Origin of the sequence: Enterobacter cloacae complex sp. ESBL7 (assembly GCF_041679625.1) — a bacterium.
Lineage (GTDB): Bacteria > Pseudomonadota > Gammaproteobacteria > Enterobacterales > Enterobacteriaceae > Enterobacter > Enterobacter asburiae_B.
The window spans coordinates 1,492,841-1,508,621 of record NZ_JBGORN010000001.1 but is presented as its reverse complement, the minus strand read 5'-3'; the positions used below and the strand labels follow the sequence as shown (position 1 = coordinate 1,508,621).

At 57.7% G+C, this 15,781-nt stretch carries 15 protein-coding genes; 9 read left to right on the top strand and 6 right to left on the bottom strand.

Annotated features, from left to right (window positions below):
• Nucleotides 1–22 precede the first annotated feature (22 nt).
• From ACERY3_RS07440 to ACERY3_RS07430, 3 genes are all read right to left on the bottom strand, one after another.
• Nucleotides 23–1,678, bottom strand: coding sequence for a glucan biosynthesis protein D (locus tag ACERY3_RS07440; RefSeq protein WP_033145508.1), 1,656 nt, complete (start codon nucleotides 1,676–1,678; stop codon nucleotides 23–25).
• A 242-nt stretch (nucleotides 1,679–1,920) separates the two neighbouring features.
• Complete coding sequence (locus tag ACERY3_RS07435; RefSeq protein WP_373225378.1) at nucleotides 1,921–2,694, bottom strand: transporter substrate-binding domain-containing protein; 774 nt, start codon at nucleotides 2,692–2,694, stop codon at nucleotides 1,921–1,923.
• Nucleotides 2,695–2,716: 22 nt separating this feature from the next.
• The gene (locus ACERY3_RS07430) at nucleotides 2,717–3,886 is read right to left on the bottom strand and encodes a pyridoxal phosphate-dependent aminotransferase (protein ID WP_047651261.1); all 1,170 of its coding nucleotides are present in this window, start codon (nucleotides 3,884–3,886) and stop codon (nucleotides 2,717–2,719) included.
• A gap of 115 nt (nucleotides 3,887–4,001) precedes the next feature.
• Between ACERY3_RS07430 and ACERY3_RS07425 the strand changes: the two genes are divergently transcribed.
• On the top strand, nucleotides 4,002–4,844 hold the full coding sequence (locus ACERY3_RS07425; protein ID WP_373225376.1) for a LysR family transcriptional regulator: 843 nt from the start codon (nucleotides 4,002–4,004) through the stop codon (nucleotides 4,842–4,844).
• Here the strand turns inward: ACERY3_RS07425 and ACERY3_RS07420 are convergent.
• Complete coding sequence (locus ACERY3_RS07420) at nucleotides 4,831–6,336, bottom strand: carboxylesterase/lipase family protein (RefSeq protein ID WP_373225374.1); 1,506 nt, start codon at nucleotides 6,334–6,336, stop codon at nucleotides 4,831–4,833. The two genes, ACERY3_RS07425 and ACERY3_RS07420, sit on opposite strands and share 14 nt — an antisense overlap.
• Before the next feature lie 43 nt (nucleotides 6,337–6,379).
• Entirely contained in the window at nucleotides 6,380–7,723 is a 1,344-nt protein-coding gene (locus tag ACERY3_RS07415) for a VOC family protein (RefSeq protein WP_039262521.1), read from the bottom strand.
• A gap of 529 nt (nucleotides 7,724–8,252) precedes the next feature.
• On the opposite strand from ACERY3_RS07415, the gene ACERY3_RS07410 reads away from it, so the two are divergent.
• The 8 genes from ACERY3_RS07410 to ACERY3_RS07375 all read left to right on the top strand — a co-directional run bounded on the left by ACERY3_RS07410 (nucleotide 8,253) and on the right by ACERY3_RS07375 (nucleotide 14,790).
• The gene (locus ACERY3_RS07410) at nucleotides 8,253–8,438 is read left to right on the top strand and encodes a general stress protein (RefSeq protein ID WP_004150795.1); all 186 of its coding nucleotides are present in this window, start codon (nucleotides 8,253–8,255) and stop codon (nucleotides 8,436–8,438) included.
• 94 nt (nucleotides 8,439–8,532) lie between these two features.
• Entirely contained in the window at nucleotides 8,533–9,027 is a 495-nt protein-coding gene (locus ACERY3_RS07405; RefSeq protein WP_373225373.1) for a ferritin-like domain-containing protein, read from the top strand.
• 23 nt (nucleotides 9,028–9,050) lie between these two features.
• The gene (locus tag ACERY3_RS07400; RefSeq protein ID WP_008502273.1) at nucleotides 9,051–9,254 is read left to right on the top strand and encodes a hypothetical protein; all 204 of its coding nucleotides are present in this window, start codon (nucleotides 9,051–9,053) and stop codon (nucleotides 9,252–9,254) included.
• Between the two features lie 25 nt (nucleotides 9,255–9,279).
• On the top strand, nucleotides 9,280–9,786 hold the full coding sequence (locus ACERY3_RS07395; RefSeq protein WP_014831871.1) for a ferritin-like domain-containing protein: 507 nt from the start codon (nucleotides 9,280–9,282) through the stop codon (nucleotides 9,784–9,786).
• Nucleotides 9,787–9,801: 15 nt separating this feature from the next.
• Complete coding sequence (locus tag ACERY3_RS07390) at nucleotides 9,802–10,674, top strand: manganese catalase family protein (RefSeq protein WP_008502274.1); 873 nt, start codon at nucleotides 9,802–9,804, stop codon at nucleotides 10,672–10,674.
• Nucleotides 10,675–10,742: 68 nt separating this feature from the next.
• Complete coding sequence (locus ACERY3_RS07385; RefSeq protein ID WP_033145500.1) at nucleotides 10,743–12,146, top strand: cytochrome ubiquinol oxidase subunit I; 1,404 nt, start codon at nucleotides 10,743–10,745, stop codon at nucleotides 12,144–12,146.
• Nucleotides 12,146–13,156: a cytochrome d ubiquinol oxidase subunit II gene (gene cydB / locus ACERY3_RS07380; RefSeq protein WP_213787361.1), complete on the top strand. Its 1,011-nt coding sequence runs from the start codon at nucleotides 12,146–12,148 to the stop codon at nucleotides 13,154–13,156. The genes ACERY3_RS07385 and cydB overlap by 1 nt, the downstream gene beginning before the upstream one ends.
• A gap of 8 nt (nucleotides 13,157–13,164) precedes the next feature.
• Entirely contained in the window at nucleotides 13,165–14,790 is a 1,626-nt protein-coding gene (locus ACERY3_RS07375) for an alpha-amylase family protein (RefSeq protein WP_213729740.1), read from the top strand.
• Here the strand turns inward: ACERY3_RS07375 and ACERY3_RS07370 are convergent, their stop codons facing one another.
• Entirely contained in the window at nucleotides 14,791–15,777 is a 987-nt protein-coding gene (locus ACERY3_RS07370; RefSeq protein ID WP_064672477.1) for an SDR family oxidoreductase, read from the bottom strand.
• Between the last annotated feature and the right edge of the window lie 4 nt (nucleotides 15,778–15,781).

Genomic DNA, 15,781 nt, shown 5'->3' with positions numbered 1-15,781 from the left:
CAAAGGGAGAGGGAATCGATCGTTAACGCATTATCCGGTCGTCAACGTAGTTACGTTTATCCGGCGCTGGCGGGAAATACTGGTACAGCCAGGTTTCACTGATGGCATCGCCCTGGCAGCGCAGGAACAGGCGCATATCCACCGGCTCCGTCGAATCCGAGGTTGGGTACCAGTCAAACAGGATGCGATAGCCGTCAAACGGCTCAACGTAGAGGATCTCAACCTGCTTCGCTTCACCGCTGGAGAGCGTAATCACCGGCTCGATGCCTTTTGGCGCAGCGGCCTTGAGGTCGCCACCGACGAAGTCGATAGCAAAGCGACGGGCCCACACTTTCGGGTAATTTTCGCCCGGTGCCCAGCCTTCCGGGAAGCCGCCCATGCCGGTACGGGTGGCGAAGACGTTGGCCAGCGGAGAACGCACCGGCGGCATGGCGCTCCAGTACAGACGATATTTAAAGTCCAGCTCGTCGCCCGCCTTCACCGCTTTTTCCGGCTGCCAGAAGCAGACCACGTTATCCAGCGTTTCGCCGGTGGTCGGGATCTCCATCAGGCCAACCGCGCCTTTACCCCAGTCGTTACGCGGTTCAACCCACAGGCTCGGGCGTTTGTTATACCAGCCCATCACGTCCTGATAGTGCGAGAAATCGCGGTCGAGCTGCAGCAGGCCGAACCCTTTCGGGTTTTTGTCCATATAGGCGTTAAACTGCAGCTTCTGCGGGTTGTTCAGCGGACGACAGATCCACTCCCCGTTGCCGCGCCACATTGCCAGGCGGTCGGAGTCATGAATTTGCGGGTGAATGGTGTCACACATGCGGCGTTCGTTATTGCCGCAGCTGAACATGCTGGTCATCGGCGCGATGCCGAGCTGCTTGATGTCCTTCCGCGCATAGAGATGGTTTTCCACCTCCATAATCACCTGGCTCTTCTCGCAGTGGATCACGAATTTATAGGCACCGGTGATGCTCGGGCTGTCCAGCAGCGTGTAGACGGTAAAAGTCGTGTCGCCAGGCTTAACGGTTTCAAACCAGAAGGCGGTAAAGTCCGGGAACTCTTCCGGCGTGTCGGTAAAGGTATCTACCGCCAGACCGCGCGCGGAAAGGCCGTACTGGTAGGTGTCATCTACCGCGCGGAAATAGCTCGCGCCCAGGAAAGAGACAATATCGCGACGCGCCAGCTCAGGCGCCTTAAAGGCGCGGAAGCCCGCAAAGCCGAGATCGCTTTGCCCTTCCAGCTGTTTGGTATCCACACCCGTTTCACCGTAGCTGAACAGCTCCGGACGGAAGTGGATCTCGCGCGCCATAGAGGTTGACTGGTCCAGCGAGAACATCCGCACGCGGCGACGGAACCCCATCCCCATATGGAAGAACTGCACGTCCAGCTGACGCCCTTCAATGTTGTTCCACAGTGACTGTTTTTCATCGTAGCGGATGGCGTTATACGCCTGCGGCGTCATGGTTGCCAGCGTGTCCGGCAGCGGACGCGGCGCGCCACCCCACGGGGTTTTCGCCAGGTCATGCGCCATGGATTGCAGTACGGAGAAGTCAAAACGACGGCTCTGGCCGTCAGCAATGTCAGAGTCGGCAGCGTATGCCGCTTTGGAAAACAGGGAAGCAAGGCCAGATGTGCCGCTCAGGGCTGCCACTGCCAGCGAGCCTTTTAGAAAACGTCTGCGATTCATGCCTGGAAAAACGTCCTTATGGTCGTGTGAATGTGTTTCGCGCTCGGCGAAATGACGGCAAGAAAGAACGCACAGCCTAAACAAAAATGGTTAAGAATCCAATTGTTGGCCGGTGATTATATGAACAAAGTGAGAAATATTTTCTGTCGACCAGAACGGCCCGAAAGTGGTGTAAAGAAAGCCTGGAAAATGTGTATAAAAATGCCCCGCCAGGACATCAGCTGACGGGGCTAATGAGGCGGTTATTTTACGCTGACATCGATACCCGGGAAGTACTTATCAGCGAGTTTAGCGATCGTGCCGTCGGCACGTACTTTATCAATCGCGGCATCAAGCTGCTTTTTGGTGGCCTCGTCACCCTTACGCAACCCAAAACCGATCCCACTGCCGAGGATAGTGTCGTCAGACACCGGTTTGCCGATGAAGCCAAACCCTTTCCCCTGCGGCTTGCTGAGGAAACCTGCCTGCCCGGCCGCGGACATGACCAGCGAGGCGTCGATACGGCCATTCAGCAGATCGCCCCAGGCCATATTCTGATCTTTATAAGACACCACGGTGACACCCTGCTTTTCCCAGTGCTCTTTGGCATAGGTTTCCTGGATGGATCCCTGCAGCACGCCGATGGTTTTCCCCTTCAGCCCTTCTGGGGTTGCCTCAACCGCCGTGCCGGCCTTGCCGACCAGCTGCGACGGAATACGGTAGATCGGTTGGGTAAAATCAATGCTCTTGCGGCGCTGCTCGGTGATGTTCATCGCCGAGTTGATGGCGTCAAATTTCTTCGCCACCAGGCCCGGGATCAGCGCATCAAAGGAGGTTTCACCCCAGCTGCACTTCAGCGCTGCCGCTTTGCAGATGGCATTCCCCAGCTCAACGTCAAACCCTTCCAGTTCGCCCGCCGCATTGCGGCTCTCAAACGGCGGATATTCCGCTTCCAGACCGTAACGCAGCTCGGTGGCCGCGAAGGAAGAAAAAGTACACAGCAATCCCATGCCGACAACTAACGCGCGTAATTTCATCTACAACTCCTCAGAGCCTATCTCAGCGTGGTTTAACCCGACACAGGGCCTGGGCACCTGCCCGTAACGTCGCCTCATCTTTCGCAAAAGAGAGACGAATCAATTTATTATCCGTACCGTCCGCATAAAACGCCGACAGCGGAATGGTGGCAACGCCGTACTCAACGATCAGCCGTTTCACCAGCTCGCTGTCGCGCTCGTCGCTGAACTGGCTGTAGTCCGCCAGCATGAAGAACGATCCGGCGCTCGGCAGCAGCGTAAACGGCGAATCGGCCAGCAGGCTGTGCAGCAGATCGCGCTTGCGCTGGTAAAACGCTGACAGCGACAGCCAGGTTTGCGGGTCGACCATGTGCTCAGCAAACGCGTGCTGCATTGGCGTATCGGCAGAAAACATTAAAAATTGATGCACTTTACAAATCTCGTCCATCAGTACCGCCGGTGCAACACAGTAACCCACGCGCCACCCGGTGACGTGATAGGTTTTTCCGAAAGAGGAAATAATCACGCTGCGCTCCGCCAGCTGCGGGTGCGTGGCCATCCCGTGGTGCGGCTCGCCGTCAAAAACGACGTGTTCGTACACTTCGTCAGACAAAATAATGATATCGGTATTGCGCGTCAGCGCCGCCAGCTGCTGCAGGTCACTGGCCGAGAAGACCTGGCCGCTCGGGTTGTGCGGCGTATTGATGATGATCATGCGCGTGCGCGGCGTGATCGCGGCGCGAACTTCATCCCAGTTGACGGCAAAATCCGGCACGGTGAGCTTGATGGCAATCGGGGTTGCCCCCTGCAGACGGACAATCGGCGCGTAGCTGTCAAAGGACGGCTCAAAGTAGATCACCTCATCGCCAGGGTGCACCAGCCCGCTAATCGCCGAATAGAGCCCTTCGCTGGCGCTGGCGGTCACCAGCACCTCGCTGGCAGGGTCGTACTGCGTGCCGTAGAGCGTGGCAATTTTATCGGCAATACGTTCTCTGAGCGGCTGCAGACCGGTCATCGACGCGTACTGGTTATGCCCCGCCTCCATGGCGCGGGTGACGCCCGCAATCAGCTTCGGGTCGCAGGAAAAATTCGGTGCGCCCTGAGAAAGGTTAATCGCGTTATGCTGCGCCGAGAGCTGGCCGATAACGGTAAAAATGGTGGTTCCCACATCCGGCAGTTTGGAGCGCGTTTGCACTGGCGTTCGTAAAGTCATCCTCTTTCCCTTCTCATGGACATTGCATAACTATTCAAACAACATCTGTGCTGTCGGGACAATCGAATTGTTGTCATAATAGCCATGAGAAAAATGCATAGCTGAGGTGTTTTCTGTGTCACGCCGTTCGCTCCCCCTTAATGCCATCGACGCATTTTTAGTCACCGCGCGTCACCTCAATCTTACCCATGCCGCGGCGGAACTGTGTCTGACGCAGGGGGCCGTGAGCCGTAAGATTGCCTCCCTTGAGGCGTGGTTTGGCTTTCCGCTTTTTGAACGCCACGCGCGCGGGCTGCGCCTCTCACCGCAGGGTAGCGCCCTGCTTCCGGAGCTGCAGTCCGCTTTCGAGCAGCTGCTGTCCGTGGCCGACCAGGCCCGCAGCCAGCACACGGTGATCCGGCTGAAGGCCCCCACCTGCGCCATGCGCTGGCTGGTGCCGCGCCTGCTGGAGGTGGAGCGCGAGCATCCGGATCTGCAGATCGCGCTGACCACCACCACCGATCACAACGTCAATTTCAAAACCGAATCTTACGACGCGGCCATCGTGTTCGGCACGCACATGAGCGCAGGCGATCTGCTGTTCGAAGAGGCGCTCACCCCGGTGATAAGCCCGGTGCGGGCGGGTGCTGCGCTGGGTTCGCTGACGTTTCTGCACCCGACAAGGGACAAGACGGACTGGTCGCTGTGGCTGACGAAACAGGAAGGTCCGGGCTTTGCCATGCATAAAAATCAACACTTCGATACGATGGATCTCGCCATTACGGCCGCCATTCAGGGGCTGGGCGTCGCCATCGCCGACGAAACGCTGGTGGCAGAGGATATTCACGCGGGAAGGCTGGTACGGCCCTATGAGACAAGCATAAAAACCGGCGCAAGCTACCGGCTGGTGCTGCGCGAAACGCCAGGCGAGGAAAATGGACTGGCGGCGTTTCGCGCCTGTTTGCTTAATCGAGACTAACGTGGTGCTTCATCACCCGCTTGAAGAGGCTCATGCGGGCGCGCATAAAGCGGTTTTCAAGCCTGAAAGCTGCATGTTTATTCACGCCAATGCGTAACAGAACGTCCCGCCCTTTACGGCACGCGGGCCAGTGCGTCGGCCCGGGCAGGATGTCGCGACGACCCGCGTCACGCGCAAAGCTCACCCAGTAATCCGCCACCTGGGCAGCAAACTGCAGATCTCGCTCATTGACGTACTGTCGTGAAGGCTCCACCTGGCCGAGCGTATCGAAGACGTAGGGAACTTCGTTGCCGTGCCAGGCACCGTTGATGTACGTGGCATGTTCCGCCTCTGCGACATAGTCAAACCAGTAACGCCAGCACAACCCACCGACGCGCTGCTGGGCCTGCATCACCACGTAGCCCATGGTGGTAAAGGCCATGTCGCGGCACACCTGCCTGCCCAGCTCTTCATCGCCCTTCACGCCCGGGTAGAGCAGCTTTATCAGCCCCAGCCCGAAGCGGCGCTCCCTGCGAAGCTTCTGAATTTGTCCGGCGAGATCGATGCCAAACACCGCCATCACGCTGGCTTCATCGCTGTTGGAGCCAATCATCACCGGCACCGGGTGCTGACGGGCGGCGAAAAAGACGTCCAGCATGGCTTCCGGCAGAACGCAGTCTCCAGCGATAGGCGCCGGGGAGACGTTCAGCGGCGCGGTGAGCGGCCAGAACGCCTCGGGCGGAATGGCGCGCAGCTGCCCGGCAGTCGCATTTTCCAGGCCGAAATGGGCGGCCAGCGCTTCCCCTTTTTGCAGCGCCTGCTCGCGCGGCGTGTCAGGCAAGGTGTATCCGCTTTGCACAATCGCCTTGTGGAACAATCCTGCTGCCAGCGGAGAGGCCAGCAGCGAGAGCACGCTGCGCGCGCCAGCGGATTCGCCAAACAGGGTCACATTGGCGGGATCGCCGCCAAACCCGGCGATGTTATCCCGCACCCATTCGAGCGCGGCGATCTGATCCAGCAGGGCAAAATTATGCACCACGCGCCCTTCCTCGCCTTCCAGCGCGGGATGGGCGAAAAAGCCGAGATGGCCGAGACGGTAGTTGATCGTGACCACAACCACGCCGCGCGTGGCCAGCGCTTTGCCGTTATACGGCGGCAGGCCTCCGGCACCAATCGTAAACCCGCCTCCGTGCAGCCAGACCATAACCGGCAGCGGCTCGGCGCGCTCTGCGGGAGACCAGACGTTAAGGTAGAGGCAATCTTCGGAAAACTGCCCCGGATCGCCGCCGCCGAGCTCCTGACAATACTCGCTGCTTTGCCAGCTTGAGGGCGAAAATGCCGTGGCCTCGCGCAGCCCATCCCAGCGTTCAGGCGGCCGGGGCGAGCGCCAGCGCCACTCCCCCACGGGCGGCGCGGCGTAGGGAATACCGCACCAGACGTGGACGTTTTCATCGGTTAAACCAGACAGTGCGCCCTGGCGCGTTTCAACCACAGGGGCGGAAGGATTTTGCATAACGACCTTATTGTTTCCATCACACCCCTGCAGAGTAACGATTTCAGAGCAAACCGCAACGCTGTTTGCTGCGCGTTTCAGCCTCCTGGTAGAGCGTAAACTCGTCATACACCGGGCATCCCAGCGCGTCTTCAAACGCATCGCGGCTGGCGTTACCGTGGCTGCGGGCCTGGGTTTCGTTCCCGAGGTTGGACTGGAAAATCCCCGCGGCGCTGACCGGGAGGAAATCTTCGTAGGTGATCGGCTGGGCAACCACCCATCCGCGCTCGATCAGCGGCTGCGGATCGTCGCCCGGACGAAACGCATGCCGATGGGCTTCCCCGGCTGGCGTCAGGCGGTAGCGGAAATAAGCCAGCTCCTGACGGCGCATGAGCATTTCGCTGTCCGGGAAGGCGCTAAAGATCTCCCGCAGATGCAGCTGATGGGTCAGGTTATCTTTACCGGTACCGGCCTGGGCGAGGAGGCTATCGTACAGTTCACGGCCTTTCGGGGTCAGCGCCACGCCGCGCTGTTCAATCTCACCGAAGCGCGCGGTGTGGGTGCCTTTATGTTCACCGGCAAACAGCACCGGCTCTTCCAGCGCCTTGAAGCTGGTTTGACGCAATAAGACGGGCACCTCGCGACGCGGCGGACCTTCGATCAGAATTTTTGGCTCGATACCGTACTTCGGCATCAGCTCCTGCACCCGGTCAATGTCCAGCGTGCGCGGCGTGAGGTGGTTAATGTGGCAGCCCGGGAAGCAGACCACGTCGGCAATCAGACGGTGCTCGTTGTGCAGCGCCAGATAGGTTTCCTGATCGACCGTCGCATGGCGGTGCCAGCGGAAGGTTTCTAACGCTTCCTGCACAAATTCGTGCGCCTGTGCGTCAGTAAACTGCCCTTCCGACTCGTGGAGGTCGATCAGTTCCAGGCAGCGCGGGGTGAAGATGTTGCGGTGAGACAGGATCTCCGCGGCCCGCTCGCGCAGCGCGACGTTTTCAATCAGCTCAAGACGCAGCAGCGAGGTAAAGATACGAAACGGATTTCGGCACAGCGCCGCATCCTCTATCGGACGAAACGCCGTTGAGTGGACGGGCACCCCCGCCTGAGAGAGATCGTAATAGCTGACCGGGTACATACCCATAATGGCAAACATACGGCGCAGGGTTAAAAGTTCCTGTGCCGTGCCGACGCGGATCGCCCCGTGACGCTCCACGTTCAGGCGCGCAAGCTCATCGGCGTTAGCCAGTTGCTCATGTAATAGTGGATTATTTTCCAGAACCGCCAGGTTTACGTCCGCAACCAGTTCAAGCAAGGTGCCGTACTGCGGAACTTCCTGCTGGTACATCGCCGACATAGCCTGCGAAAAGTGTTCCCGAATGTCATCAGCCGTGATGGTGTTCGCCATGATGTCATGCCTCCAGTGAATATTACCTGGAGTGTAGAGAAACCCGTTCCTTCCGGGGGGAAGAATTTCTGAATTGTGATCTTAAGACGACAGTGGTCAAACCGTGTGCTATCAGGCCCCTGAACAGCGCCTAACGGAACCGCCCTTTCAACCTGAACGCTTTTATCCAGGATTTTCCTTATAATTATTTTGGGTTCCGCTTTCTATCTATAAAGGAGTATTTTTTGGCTCTCTTCTGAATGCAAATTAACCAATTCGAGTACGCCATTATTTTTATCCTCTTCTTTCAAATTTTTAGCTCGAAGTTAGGATTAATCTGAATGGTTGTTTACAAGTCCTTCCTGTCTATCCATATTTCTCTTTTAAGCGAAGCGCAAATTTACAAATATTTAAAAATAACGCAACCGCAAATAGCAAAACGCATTTGACGGATGACGCACAGCGACTAGAGTTATTACTCGAACGACGAGTGATACGGAATATTTTCGTATCGTACTGACATAACCAATATATGACTATGAGGTTTAATATGGCAGAGCATCGTGGTGGTTCCGGTAATTTCGCTGAAGATCGTGAAAAAGCATCAGAAGCTGGACGTAAAGGTGGCCAGCATAGCGGTGGGAACTTTAAAAACGATCCGCAACGCGCTTCTGAAGCGGGTAAGAAAGGAGGACAGAACAGTCACGGCGGAGGCCGTAAATCTGATAACTCCTGATCTTATTTAATACTCTTTTAATAAAACCAGAGAGCATACTGCGGGCTGAAAAGCTCGCAGTACCCTTTCCTTATTTTACCGGAGCGTAATTATTATGAATATGAAAAGCGTCGAGGATGTCTTTATTCATCTTCTCTCGGATACCTACAGCGCAGAAAAGCAGCTTACCCGTGCGTTAAGCAAACTTGCCCGCGCCGCCTCCAGCGAGAAGCTGAGCGCCGCTTTTACCGCACACCTTGAGGAGACGCAGGGTCAGCTCGAACGTATCGACCAGATCGTCGAGCAGGAAGACGGTATCAAGCTTAAGCGCATGAAGTGCGTGGCGATGGAAGGCTTAATTGAAGAAGCCAACGAAGTCATCGAAAGCACGGAAAAAAATGAAGTACGTGATGCCGCACTTATTGCCGCCGCGCAAAAAGTCGAACATTACGAAATTGCCAGCTACGGTACCCTTGCCACATTAGCAGAACAACTGGGCTATAAAAAAGCCGTTAAGCTTCTTGCCGAAACGCTGGAAGAAGAAAAAGAGACCGACCTTAAACTCACCGACCTGGCCGTAGGAAATATTAACCAAAAAGCGCAGAAATGACGCAATAATACAGGTTAAATAAAATGAGCATCAGTCCCAGGACAATTAAACGGTGCCATTTAGCGGCAGCCATAATATGGTTCATTCTCGCCATCCCTTCCGTAATATGGTGGAAGAACAGCGTGCTATGGGTCATTATCATCAGCATTTACGCCAATATTGTCGGCCATTTATCTGGCTACAGTGCCGCGCGTGCCGATCAGGCTGCTGAAAGTGAGACCAAATAAGCGAACCCCTAATGAGGATACAATGATGAATCACGTAGAACACTACCATGACTGGCTACGCGATGCCCATGCGATGGAAAAGCAAGCCGAATCTATGCTGGAATCCATGGCTAGCCGTATCGATAATTATCCTGATGTTCGCGCCAGAATTGAGCAGCATATTAATGAGACAAAACGGCAAATTACATTGCTGGAAGAAATCCTCGACCGTAATGATATTTCTCGTTCGGTTTTAAAAGATTCGATGAGCAAAATGGCGGCGCTCGGCCAGTCCATCGGCGGCATGTTCCCGTCGGATGAGATCGTTAAGGGCTCGATCAGCGGCTATGTTTTCGAACAGTTTGAAATAGCCTGTTATACCTCCCTGCTCGCGGCGGCTAAGAAAGCAGGCGACACGGCCTCGGTACCTGCCATCGAGACGATTCTGGCCGAAGAACGCGAAATGGCCGACTGGCTGATTCGCCATATTCCGCAGACCACGGAACAGTTCCTGCTGCGTTCAGACGCATCGGGCGTCGAAGCAAAAAAATAATCAGGGAGAATCGCCATGTTCCGACACGTCAAACAGCTGCAATACACGGTTCGCGTTGCCGAACCGAACCCAGGCCTCGCCAACCTTTTACTGGAACAGTTCGGTGGGCCACAGGGCGAACTGGCTGCCGCCTGCCGGTACTTTACGCAAGGATTGAGCGATGACGATCCGGGCCGTAAAGATATGCTGATGGATATCGCCACCGAGGAGCTAAGCCACCTCGAAATCATCGGTACTCTGGTCGGCATGCTGAATAAAGGTGCCAAAGGCGCGCTGGCGGAAGGGGTAGAAAACGAGGCCGAGCTGTATCGCTCCATGACCGAAAACGGCAATGACAGCCACATCACCTCCCTGCTCTACGGTGGCGGCACCCCGCTCACTAACTCGGCGGGCGTGCCATGGACCGCAGCCTACGTCGACACCATCGGCGAACCGACGGCGGACCTGCGCTCAAACGTGGCAGCAGAGGCCAGAGCGAAAATCATCTATGAACGGCTGATCAACGTGACCGACGATCCCGGCGTAAAGGATGCCCTGGCGTTTCTGATGACGCGCGAGGCGGCGCACCAGCTCTCCTTTGAGAAGGCGCTGCAGTCCATCCGTAATAATTTCCCACCGGGAAAATTGCCGCCAATCGAGGAATTCACCAACAAGTACTACAATATGTCTGAAGGTGGAGAGGTTCGCGGAAGCTGGAACAGCGATAAACATTTCGATTACGTTGAGTCCCCCCAGCCTGCGGTTGACGGCGGCGATGGCAGCGCAAGCGTCACGCTCACGACCGAACAGGCAACCCTGGTCAAGGCGATGTCTGCCCGCACAAAGTCCGATCCACATTCTGACCCGCTGACCGGTGCCGAGCTGGGTGCCGGTAAGACTAAACCGTAATCGGTTTTGCCGGGCAGCCATAAACTGCCCGGCAATTCTCGTGCCCCATCGTTTCAGAGGTACGGACCATGTTCGAACTCGACGCGTTCCATCTGGCCAGAATTCAGTTCGCTTTTACCGTCTCGTTTCATATCCTTTTTCCTGCGATCACCATCGGCCTCGCCAGCTATCTGGTGGTGCTGGAGGGCATGTGGCTGCGCACCAAAAACGACGTCTGGCGATCGTTGTACCATTTCTGGCTCAAGATATTTGCCGTTAACTTCGGGATGGGTGTCGTTTCCGGGCTGGTCATGGCGTACCAGTTTGGCACCAACTGGAGCGGGTTCTCACAGTTCGCGGGCAGTATTACCGGCCCCCTTCTGACCTATGAAGTCTTAACCGCCTTCTTCCTTGAGGCCGGTTTCCTTGGCGTCATGATGTTCGGCTGGAATAAGGTCGGCCCGGGCCTGCACTTCTTTTCTACCTGCATGGTGGCGCTCGGCACGCTGATGTCGACCTTCTGGATCCTCGCGTCCAACAGCTGGATGCATACGCCGCAGGGCTTCACTATCGAGAACGGACAGGTTATTCCGCAGGACTGGCTGGCGATCGTCTTTAATCCCTCCTTCCCTTATCGCCTTATTCATATGGCTATCGCCGCGTTTCTGAGCAGCGCGCTGTTTGTCGGCGCGTCGGGCGCATGGCACCTGCTGCGCGGTAACGATACCCCCGCCGTCCGCACCATGTTTTCCATGGCGATGTGGATGGCGCTGCTGGTCGCCCCCATCCAGGCGGTCGTGGGCGATATGCACGGCCTGAACACGCTTGAGCACCAGCCGGCTAAAATTGCCGCCATTGAGGGGCACTGGGAAAATCCGCCGGGCGAGGCCACCCCGCTGCTGCTGTTTGGCCTGCCGGATATGGAGGAGGAACGCACCAAATACGGTCTGGAGATCCCCGCGCTTGGCAGCCTTATCCTGACCCACAGTCTGGATAAGCAGGTCCCGGCGCTGAAGGATTTTCCGAAAGAAGACCGCCCTAATTCGACCATCGTCTTCTGGTCGTTCCGCGTCATGGTCGGGATGGGGCTGCTGATGATTACCCTCGGGCTGATTAGCGTCTGGCTGCGCTATCGTCATCGACTTTTCCACTCTCGCCCGTTCCACTGGTTTGCCCTCTGCATGGGGCCTGCCGGGCTGCTGGCGCTGCTCGCCGGCTGGGTCACCACCGAGGTGGGCCGTCAGCCGTGGGTGGTCTACGGCTATCTGCGCACCATCGACGCGGTATCGCTGCACAGCACCCTGCAGATGAGCATCAGCCTGCTGGCGTTCTTCGTCGTCTACTCGTCGGTGTTTGGGGTGGGCTATGTTTACCTCATCCGGCTGATTAAGAAAGGACCGCAGCCTGTCGATACGCTGACGTCAAACACCTCGGGCACACCCGCCCGTCCGCTGTCTGCCGCTGAGTCTGTTCCTGAACAGGAGAGAAACTGATGGGCGTCGATATCTCAGTTATCTGGTTTGCCATCATCGTCTTTGCCACGCTGATGTACATCATCATGGATGGCTTTGATTTGGGCATCGGCCTGCTGTTTAACTTCGTGGGCGATGCGAAAGAGCGCGATGTGATGGTCAACAGCGTGGCGCCGGTCTGGGACGGCAACGAGACCTGGCTGGTGCTCGGCGGCGCGGGCCTTTTCGGCGCGTTTCCGCTGGCCTATGCGGTGATTATTGATGCGCTCACCATTCCTCTCACCGCGATGCTGATCGGCCTCATCTTCCGCGGCGTCGCCTTTGAGTTCCGCTTCAAAGCCACGCCGTCGCACCGCAAATTCTGGGATTACTCCTTTGCCGGCGGCTCTCTGCTCGCCACCTTCAGCCAGGGCGTGGTGGTGGGCGCCGTGATTAACGGCTTCGACGTTGAGGGGCGGCGTTTCGTCGGCTCGGCGCTTGACTGGCTCACCCCCTTTAACCTCTTCTGCGGTATCGGGCTGGTTGTGGCCTACACGCTGCTGGGCACCACCTGGCTCATCATGAAAAGTGAAGGCGCGCTGCAGGCCCGCATGCGCGAGCTGACCCGCCACGTGCTGCTGGCGCTGGTCGTGGTAATTGCGGTAGTGAGCATCTGGACGCCGCTCGGCTGGCAGTACGTGGCCGAGCGCTGGTTTACCTTGCCCAACTTCTTCTGGTTCCTGCCGGTTCCGCTGCTGGTCGGGCTTTTCAGCGTGCTGATCTGGCGCCTGACCCGCAACCCGGCCAGCCACTCCCGCCCCTTCCTGCTGACGCTGGGGCTTATTTTCCTCGGGTTTAGCGGGCTCGGTATCAGCCTCTGGCCGAACATTATTCCGCCGCGCATCACCCTGTGGGAAGCCGCGGCCCCGCCTGCCAGCCAGCTGTTTATGCTGGTAGGCACGTTGCTGATTATTCCGGTGATCCTGGTGTACACCGCCTGGAGCTACTACGTCTTCCGGGGCAAAGTGTCGGATACTGAAGGCTATCACTGAGGAACGCTATGACCGACTGGCATACACGAGCCATTATTTATCAGATTGATACCGCGCTATTTTATGATTTGAACGGCGATGGCTGCGGGGACATCGCCGGGATCGCGGCCAAGCTGCGCTATATACGCCGCATGGGTGCGACGGTCATCTGGATCACCCCGTTTTACCTCACGCCCTTTCTCGATGAAGGCTACGACGTCAGCGACCACCTCCAGGTGGATCCCCGCTTCGGAAAGCTGGCCGATATCATCGCCTTTATCGAGCAGGCCCGCGAGCTGGGCATGCAGGTCATTATCGAGCTGCTGATCCAGCACACGTCGGACGCGCATCCCTGGTTCCAGCAGGCCCGCCGCAACCCGGCGTCACCCTATCGTGATTATTACCTCTGGTCGGATAACGACGAGGACGATACGCCCCCCATGTTTCCAGGCGTGGAAGAGAGCATCTGGACCTGGGACGACGAGGCGGGACAATACTACCGGCACATGTTCTATCGCCACGAGCCGGATCTGAACCTCACCTCGCCCGCAGTGCTTAAAGAGATTGAAAACATCATCCTCTTCTGGCTCAAGCTGGGCGTGTCGGGATTTCGCCTCGATGCCGCGTCCCACCTCACCACCCAGGCAGGAAATGGTGATGAAAAAAAGGGTCTGTGGATCCTGGAACATATGCGGCGTCTTATCGAACAGCGCAATCCGGACGCGATCCTGCTTGGCGAAGTTGACGTAGACGTTGAGGCCTATAAAGACTACTTCGGCAATAACGACCGCCTGAATCTGGTGCTCAATTTCTGGCTCAACAAGTATTTCTACGTCAGCCTGGCCCGCAAAAGCGCCCGCCCGCTGCGCAATGCGGTGAAGAAGATGATCGTCCCGCCTGACTCCTGCTGTTTTGCCAACTGGCTGCGCAATCACGACGAGCTGGATCTGGAAGGCATCAGTCAGAAAGACAAACAGTTTGTCCTCGATACCTTCGCCCCTGATGAGGAGATGAACGTCTATCAGCGCGGGATCCGCCGCCGCCTGGCCCCGATGCTCAACGGCGATCGGAAGCGGCTGGCGTTCTGCCACGCGGTGCTGTTTTCCCTGCCGGGTGTCCCGGTGATGCGCTACGGCGACGAGATAGGCATGGGTGATGACCTGGATCTGGAGGAGCGCTACGCCGTCCGCACGCCGATGCAGTGGGCAGGATCGCAAGGAGGTGGTTTCTCTGCAGCCGACCCGGAAAAATTTATCGCGCCGATTATCGACCATGGCCCTTACCGCTATCAGAAAGTCAACGTCGCCGATTCGCTGCTTCACCACAACTCGCTTCTGCACCGGATCATCGATATTGCCACTACCCGCTCGGAGTTCCCCGAAATAGCCGTTGCGCCCTTTCGCCTGATCGCAATCGATAATGACGCGGTACTGGGGCTTTATTACGAGACCGACGAGCGCAGCATCCTGACCTTCGTCAACTTCAGCGACCAGCCGGTGCAGTTCACCGCCAAAGGGATCCGCAACGCCACCTGGACCGCCTGTCTCGAGGACAAGCGCTACGATGACGCGCTGATTTGCGGTAAAACCGTTCAGCTCAGCCTTGGCGGCTACGGCTATCGCTGGTTCTGGACGCACCGTAGCGCGCTGCGCTGACTACGGTTTCCGGCGAGTTATCAGACGCGTCAGCACTATTCCCGCCACCGCGAGGGCACCAAGGGCCACTTTCCCCGGCATGCCGGAGGTGACGGACGGCGCGCGGGTTTTCGCCTCGTCAGTAAAGCGGCCATGGATTTTATGCAGATCGTTAACCGGCTGGTCGAGGTAGTCCCGGCGATCCGGCGCGTTGAGATCGTCGGTCATCTGGCCTTCCCACGCCTTTTTCACCATCAGCCGGTCAAGAAAACCGGGGAAGAAAAATTGCCCGACGATTGACTGAATGGTGCTGCTGCCAACCCACAGCTCGCGCACCGGCTTTTGCGCCACCCTGAAGATGGCGCTGGCGGCCACCTCAGGCTCAAAGACCGGCGGCACCGGGCGCATCGCCCAGGCGAACTTGTTCCTCGCCCATTCGAACTGCGGGGTATTGAGCCCCGGCATCTGGACCATCGAAAGCTGAACCCGGCTGTTCTCATGCATCAGCTCGGTACGCACCGCATCGGTGAACCCGCGGATCGCCGCCTTTGCCCCGCAGTAGGCTGACTGCAGCGGAATGGAACGGTAGGCCAGCGCGGAGCCCACCTGGATAATCACCCCCCTGTCGCGCGGAACCATAAGTTCGAGCGCGGCGCGAGTGCCGTTCACGTAGCCGAGGTAGGTCACGTCAGTCACGCGGCGGAACTCTTCCGGCGTGAGGGTTCGAAACGGTGCCAGCACGGCCCCCATCGCGTTGTTCACCCAGACATCAATCGCGCCGAGGCGATACTCAATTTCGTTAGCGGCATCCACCACCGCCTGGCTGTCGGCGACGTCCGCCTGCACGGCGTGGGCATTAACGCCAAAGCGCCGTAGCTCCTCCTGGGTAGAGTGCAGGCTGGCTTCATCACGGGCGATGAGCCCCACGTCGTAACCCGCCTTTGCAAAGTGCAGCGCCGTGGCTTTTCCCACGCCCGCCGTCCCGCCGGTAATCACTATGACAGCCATAGAA

Bases quoted from the DNA above. Each gene is read 5' to 3' on its own strand.
- ACERY3_RS07390 (WP_008502274.1), top strand. From the start codon at position 9,802: ATGTTCCGACACGTCAAACAGCTGCAATACACGGTTCGCGTTGCCGAA.
- ACERY3_RS07440 (WP_033145508.1), bottom strand. From the start codon at position 1,678: ATGAATCGCAGACGTTTTCTAAAAGGCTCGCTGGCAGTGGCAGCCCTG.
- ACERY3_RS07410 (WP_004150795.1), top strand. From the start codon at position 8,253: ATGGCAGAGCATCGTGGTGGTTCCGGTAATTTCGCTGAAGATCGTGAA.
- ACERY3_RS07405 (WP_373225373.1), top strand. From the start codon at position 8,533: ATGAATATGAAAAGCGTCGAGGATGTCTTTATTCATCTTCTCTCGGAT.
- ACERY3_RS07435 (WP_373225378.1), bottom strand. From the start codon at position 2,694: ATGAAATTACGCGCGTTAGTTGTCGGCATGGGATTGCTGTGTACTTTT.
- ACERY3_RS07400 (WP_008502273.1), top strand. From the start codon at position 9,051: ATGAGCATCAGTCCCAGGACAATTAAACGGTGCCATTTAGCGGCAGCC.
- ACERY3_RS07375 (WP_213729740.1), top strand. From the start codon at position 13,165: ATGACCGACTGGCATACACGAGCCATTATTTATCAGATTGATACCGCG.
- ACERY3_RS07370 (WP_064672477.1), bottom strand. From the start codon at position 15,777: ATGGCTGTCATAGTGATTACCGGCGGGACGGCGGGCGTGGGAAAAGCC.
- ACERY3_RS07415 (WP_039262521.1), bottom strand. From the start codon at position 7,723: ATGGCGAACACCATCACGGCTGATGACATTCGGGAACACTTTTCGCAG.
- ACERY3_RS07430 (WP_047651261.1), bottom strand. From the start codon at position 3,886: ATGACTTTACGAACGCCAGTGCAAACGCGCTCCAAACTGCCGGATGTG.
- ACERY3_RS07385 (WP_033145500.1), top strand. From the start codon at position 10,743: ATGTTCGAACTCGACGCGTTCCATCTGGCCAGAATTCAGTTCGCTTTT.
- ACERY3_RS07420 (WP_373225374.1), bottom strand. From the start codon at position 6,336: ATGCAAAATCCTTCCGCCCCTGTGGTTGAAACGCGCCAGGGCGCACTG.
- cydB (WP_213787361.1), top strand. From the start codon at position 12,146: ATGGGCGTCGATATCTCAGTTATCTGGTTTGCCATCATCGTCTTTGCC.
- ACERY3_RS07395 (WP_014831871.1), top strand. From the start codon at position 9,280: ATGAATCACGTAGAACACTACCATGACTGGCTACGCGATGCCCATGCG.